At 66.1% G+C, this 5,417-nt stretch carries 4 protein-coding genes and 1 pseudogene; all 5 read left to right on the forward strand.

From position 1 onward, the window contains the following. A pseudogene (gene glyA / locus G9C89_RS24725) lies at positions 1-171 on the forward strand (serine hydroxymethyltransferase); the annotation flags it as partial. A 115-nt stretch (positions 172-286) separates the two neighbouring features. Then, positions 287-1,537, forward strand: a complete 1,251-nt coding sequence (locus tag G9C89_RS24730; RefSeq protein ID WP_172153327.1) for a sarcosine oxidase subunit beta family protein — start codon at positions 287-289, stop codon at positions 1,535-1,537. A gap of 15 nt (positions 1,538-1,552) precedes the next feature. Next, positions 1,553-1,882, forward strand: a complete 330-nt coding sequence (locus tag G9C89_RS24735) for a sarcosine oxidase subunit delta (RefSeq protein WP_172153329.1) — start codon at positions 1,553-1,555, stop codon at positions 1,880-1,882. Beyond that, complete coding sequence (locus tag G9C89_RS24740) at positions 1,879-4,911, forward strand: sarcosine oxidase subunit alpha (protein WP_172153331.1); 3,033 nt, start codon at positions 1,879-1,881, stop codon at positions 4,909-4,911. Before G9C89_RS24735 ends, G9C89_RS24740 begins: the two co-directional genes overlap by 4 nt. Before the next feature lie 129 nt (positions 4,912-5,040). Further along, positions 5,041-5,417 (forward strand): sarcosine oxidase subunit gamma family protein (locus G9C89_RS24745; protein ID WP_218575972.1); only part of this gene is annotated, 377 nt, incomplete at its 3' end.

Below are 5,417 nucleotides of genomic sequence, written 5' to 3' on the forward strand. Positions count from 1 at the left end.
CTGCGCATCGGCACCCCGGCGATCACCACCCGCGGCTTCAAGGAAGCGCAGAGCATCGCGCTGGCCGGCTGGATCTGCGACATCCTCGACCACCTCGGCGATGCCGATGTCGAGGCGCAGGTGGCCACCCTGGCGGCCGGGCTCTGCGCGGATTACCCGGTTTATCGCTGAGCGCAATGATCCTGTAGGAGCGGGGGGACGCCAAGTCCCATGCCCGCGATCCACGGGGTTCGCGGGCATGGCCCGCTCCTACGGTTAGGCTTTTTCGTATCAGGAGTACCCACTGATGCAACGTTATTCCGGCTTCGGCCTGTTCAAACACTCGTTCAGCCACCATGAAAACTGGCAGCGCATGTGGCGCAACCCGACGCCCAAGCCGGTGTACGACGTAATCATCGTCGGCGGCGGCGGTCACGGCCTGGCCACGGCCTATTACCTGGCCAAGGAATTCGGCGTGAAGAACGTCGCGGTGATCGAGAAGGGCTGGCTCGGCGGCGGCAACACCGCGCGCAACACCACCATCGTGCGTTCCAACTACCTGTGGGACGAGTCGGCGCACCTCTACGAACACGCCATGAAGCTGTGGGAAGGCCTGTCCCAGGACCTCAACTACAACGTCATGTTCTCCCAGCGCGGGGTGTTCAACCTCGGTCATTCGCTGCAGGACATGCGCGACATCGAACGCCGGGTCAGCGCCAACCGGCTCAATGGCATCGACGGCGAAGTACTCAACGCCAAGCAGGTCGAGGAACTGATTCCCTACCTCGATTGCAGCAAGAACACCCGTTACCCGGTGATGGGCGCCTCCCTGCAACGCCGTGGCGGCGTGGCCCGCCACGATGCCGTGGCCTGGGGCTATGCGCGCGCCGCCGATGCCCTCGGCGTCGACCTGATCCAGCAGACCGAGGTGATCGGTTTTCGCAAGGAAAACGGCGCGGTGATCGGCGTCGAAACCAACCGCGGCTTCATCGGCGGCAAGCGCGTCGGCGTGGTCACCGCCGGTAACTCCGGGCACATGGCCAAACTCGCCGGCTTCCGCATGCCGCTGGAGTCGCACCCGTTGCAGGCGCTGGTGTCCGAGCCGATCAAACCGATCATCGACAGCGTGATCATGTCCAACGCCGTGCACGGCTACATCAGCCAGTCTGACAAGGGCGATCTGGTCATCGGCGCCGGTATCGACGGTTATGTCGGCTACGGCCAGCGCGGCTCCTACCCGACCATCGAGCACACCCTGCAGGCCATCGTCGAGATGTTCCCGGTGCTCTCGCGGGTACGCATGAACCGCCAGTGGGGCGGCATCGTCGACACCACGCCGGACGCCTGCCCGATCATCAGCAAGACCCCGCTGAAGAACCTGTTCTTCAACTGCGGCTGGGGCACCGGTGGCTTCAAGGCCACCCCCGGTTCCGGTCACGTGTTCGCCGCCAGCCTGGCCAAAGGCGAGATGCACCCGCTGGCCCAACCCTTCGCCATGGACCGTTTCTACAACGGCGCCCTGATCGACGAACACGGCGCTGCCGGCGTCGCCCACTAACAGGAGAAATCCGCAATGCTCAACATCTTCTGTCCCCATTGTGGCGAACTGCGCTCCGAAGAGGAGTTCCACACCGCCGGCCAGGCGCATATCCCGCGTCCACTGGAGCCGAACACCTGCACCGACGAGGAGTGGGGCGACTACCTGTTCTTCCGCGACAACCCGCGCGGCCTGCACCACGAGTTGTGGATTCACGCGGCCGGCTGTCGCCAGTACTTCAACGTCACCCGCGACACCATCAGCTATGAAATCTTCGAAACCTACAAAATCGGCGAGAAGCCGAGCGTGACCGCCAAGGCCAAGAGCGCTCCGCAGACCAGCCGCACGGCAGGAGCAAAGGCATGAGCCAGATCAATCGTCTTTCCCGGGGCGGGCGCATCGACCGCAGCCAGCCGCTGAGCTTCAGCTTCAATGGCGAGACCTACCAGGGTTTCGCCGGTGACACCCTGGCCGCCGCGCTGCTGGCCAACGGTGTCGACATCGTCGGCCGCAGCTTCAAGTACTCGCGCCCGCGCGGCATCGTCGCCGCCGGTGCCGAAGAACCCAACGCCGTGCTGCAGATCGGCTCGACCGAAGCGGCGCAGATCCCCAACGTGCGCGCCACCCAGCAGGCCCTGTACGCCGGCCTGGTGGCGGCCAGCACCAACGGCTGGCCGAGCGTCAACACCGACCTGATGGGCATTCTCGGCAAGGTCGGCGGACAGATGATGCCGCCGGGGTTCTACTACAAGACCTTCATGTACCCGCAGAACCTCTGGCTGACCTACGAGAAGTACATCCGCAAGGCCGCAGGGTTGGGCCGTGCGCCGAAGGAGAACGACCCGGACAGCTACGACTACATGAACCAGCACTGCGACGTGCTGGTGGTCGGTGGCGGCGCCGCCGGTCTGGCCGCCGCCTTGGCCGCCGGGCGTAGCGGGGCGCGGGTGATTCTCGCCGACGAGCAGGAAGAGTTCGGTGGTCATCTGCTCGACAGCCGCGAAACCCTCGACGGCAAGCCGGCCAGCGACTGGGTGGCCAAGGCCCTCGCCGAACTGGCTGGCATGGCGCACGTGACCTTGCTGCCGCGCGCCACCGTACACGGCTACCACGACCACAACTTCCTGACCATTCACGAGCGACGCACCGACCACCTCGGTGAGGCCGGGCAACTGGGCCCGTTCATGCACGCGGCGGTGCGTCAGCGTCTGCACCGCGTGCGCGCCAAGCGCGTGGTGCTGGCCACCGGTGCCCACGAGCGGCCGCTGGTGTACGCCAACAACGATGTGCCGGGCAACATGCTGGCCGGCGCGGTATCCACCTACGTGCGCCGTTATGGCGTGGCGCCGGGCAAGCGCCTGCTGCTGTCGACCACCAACGACTACGCCTACCGGGTGGCCCTGGACTGGCTGGAAGCCGGTTTGCAGGTGGTGGCCATCGCCGATGCGCGAGCCAACCCGAAGGGCGCCTGGGTCGAGGAAGCACGGGCCAAGGGCCTGCGCGTAATCACCGGCAGCGCGGTCATCGAAACCCGTGGCAGCAAGCGCGTCAGCGCGGCGCGAGTGGCCCGCATCGATCCGCAGGCGCTCAAGGTCATCAGCCCCGGCGACTGGCTGGACTGCGACCTGGTGGCCAGCTCCGGCGGCTACAGCCCGGTGGTACACCTGGCTTCGCACCTCGGCGGCAAGCCGGTGTGGCGCCAGGACATCCTCGCCTTCGTCCCCGGCGAGGGCTTCCAGCAGCGGGTCTGCGCCGGTGCGGTAAATGGCGTGTTCGCCCTCGGCGAGGTGCTTGCCGAAGGTTGCGCCGCCGGGGTCAAGGCCGCCAGCGAAGCTGGCTTCGCCGCCGTCGCTGGCGAGTTGCCGAAGGTCTTCGGTCACCATGAAGAGCCCAGCCTGGCGCTGTTCCAGGTGCCCCACGACAAGCCCACGGCGCGTGCGCCCAAGCAGTTCGTCGACCTGCAGAACGACGTCACCGCAGCCGGCATCGAGCTGGCCACCCGCGAGGGCTTCGAGTCGGTCGAGCACGTCAAGCGCTACACCGCCCTGGGCTTCGGCACCGACCAGGGCAAGCTGGGCAACATCAACGGTCTGGCCATCGCCGCCCGTTCGCTGGGCATCAGCATCCCCGAGATGGGCACCACCATGTTCCGCCCGAACTACACCCCGGTGACGTTCGGGGCGGTGGCCGGGCGCAACTGCGGCGCGCTGTTCGACCCGGTGCGCTACACCGCGCTGCACCGCTGGCACCTGAAAAATGGCGCCGAGTTCGAGGACGTCGGCCAGTGGAAGCGCCCCTGGTACTTCCCGAGGAACGGCGAAGACCTGCATGCCGCGGTCGGTCGCGAATGCAAGGCGGTGCGCGACAGCGTCGGCATCCTCGATGCCTCGACCCTGGGCAAGATCGATATCCAGGGCCCGGACGCGCGCGAGTTCCTCAACCGCGTCTACACCAACGCCTGGACCAAGCTGGACGTGGGCAAGGCGCGCTACGGCCTGATGTGCAAGGAAGACGGCATGGTCTTCGACGACGGCGTGACCGCCTGCCTGGCCGACAACCACTTCGTCATGACCACCACCACCGGTGGCGCCGCGCGGGTGCTGGAATGGCTGGAGATCTACCACCAGACCGAATGGCCGGAGCTCAAGGTGTACTTCACCTCGGTCACCGATCACTGGGCGACCATGACCCTGTCCGGACCCAACAGCCGCAAGCTGCTGAGCGAGGTCACCGACATCGACCTGGGCAAGGACGCCTTCCCGTTCATGACCTGGAAGGAAGGCAAGGTCGGCGGCGTGCCGGCGCGGGTATTCCGCATCTCCTTCACCGGCGAGCTCTCCTACGAGGTCAACGTGCAGGCCGACTACGCCATGGGCGTGATGGAAAAGATCGTCGCGGCCGGCAAGCAGTACAACCTGACCCCGTACGGCACCGAGACCATGCACGTGCTGCGTGCCGAGAAGGGCTTCATCATCATCGGCCAGGACACCGATGGCTCGGTCACTCCCGACGACCTGAACATGGGCTGGTGCGTCGGCCGGACCAAGCCCTTCTCCTGGATCGGCTGGCGCGGCATGAACCGCCAGGACTGCGTGCGCGAGGACCGCAAGCAGCTGGTGGGGCTGAAACCGCTCGACCCGAGCAAGGTGCTACCGGAAGGCACGCAGCTGGTGTTCGACCCCAAGCAGCCGGTGCCGATGAGCATGGTCGGTCACGTTACCTCCAGCTACTTCAGCACCAGCATGGGCTATAGCTTCGCCCTGGCCTTGGTCAAGGGCGGCCTCAAACGCATGGGCGAGAAGGTCTTCGCACCCCTGGCCAATGGCACGCTGATCGAGGCCGAAATCGTCAGCGCGGTGTTCCTCGATCCGAAAGGCGAGCGGCAGAACATCTGAAGACTCAGTGCGCAACCGTAGGGGCCAGCGTGCAGTGGTCCGGCATTCCGACGATTTATCCGTCTGACTGCCGATCGCCAGCAAGCTGGCTCCTACGGGTCAACCAGACAATTTCGACAGGTTAAGAAAATGACCGCAATCAATGTCTACAAACAACGCCCCGACACCGGCTACGCCGAGTCGCCACTGTTCCACGCCGGCCTCGACGAGCTGGCGCGCAAGGCCCCGTTGAACAAGAGCAGCCGCGCCGGGGTGTGCCTGCGCGAAAAGAAACTGCTCGGCCACCTGACCCTGCGCGGCGACGCCAGTGACAGCAACTTCGCCGGCGGCGTGCACCAGGCCCTCGGCCTGGAGCTGCCGGTGGCGCTGACCCTGGTGGCCAATGGTGATACCTCGCTGCAATGGCTGGGCCCGGACGAATGGCTGCTGATCGTGCCCAGCGGCAGCGAGTTCGCCGTCGAGCAGAAGCTGCGCGCCGCGCTGGACGGTCAGCACGTCGCGGTGGT

It is taken from the genome of Pseudomonas tumuqii (genome assembly GCF_013184545.1).
Classification (GTDB): domain Bacteria; phylum Pseudomonadota; class Gammaproteobacteria; order Pseudomonadales; family Pseudomonadaceae; genus Aquipseudomonas; species Aquipseudomonas tumuqii.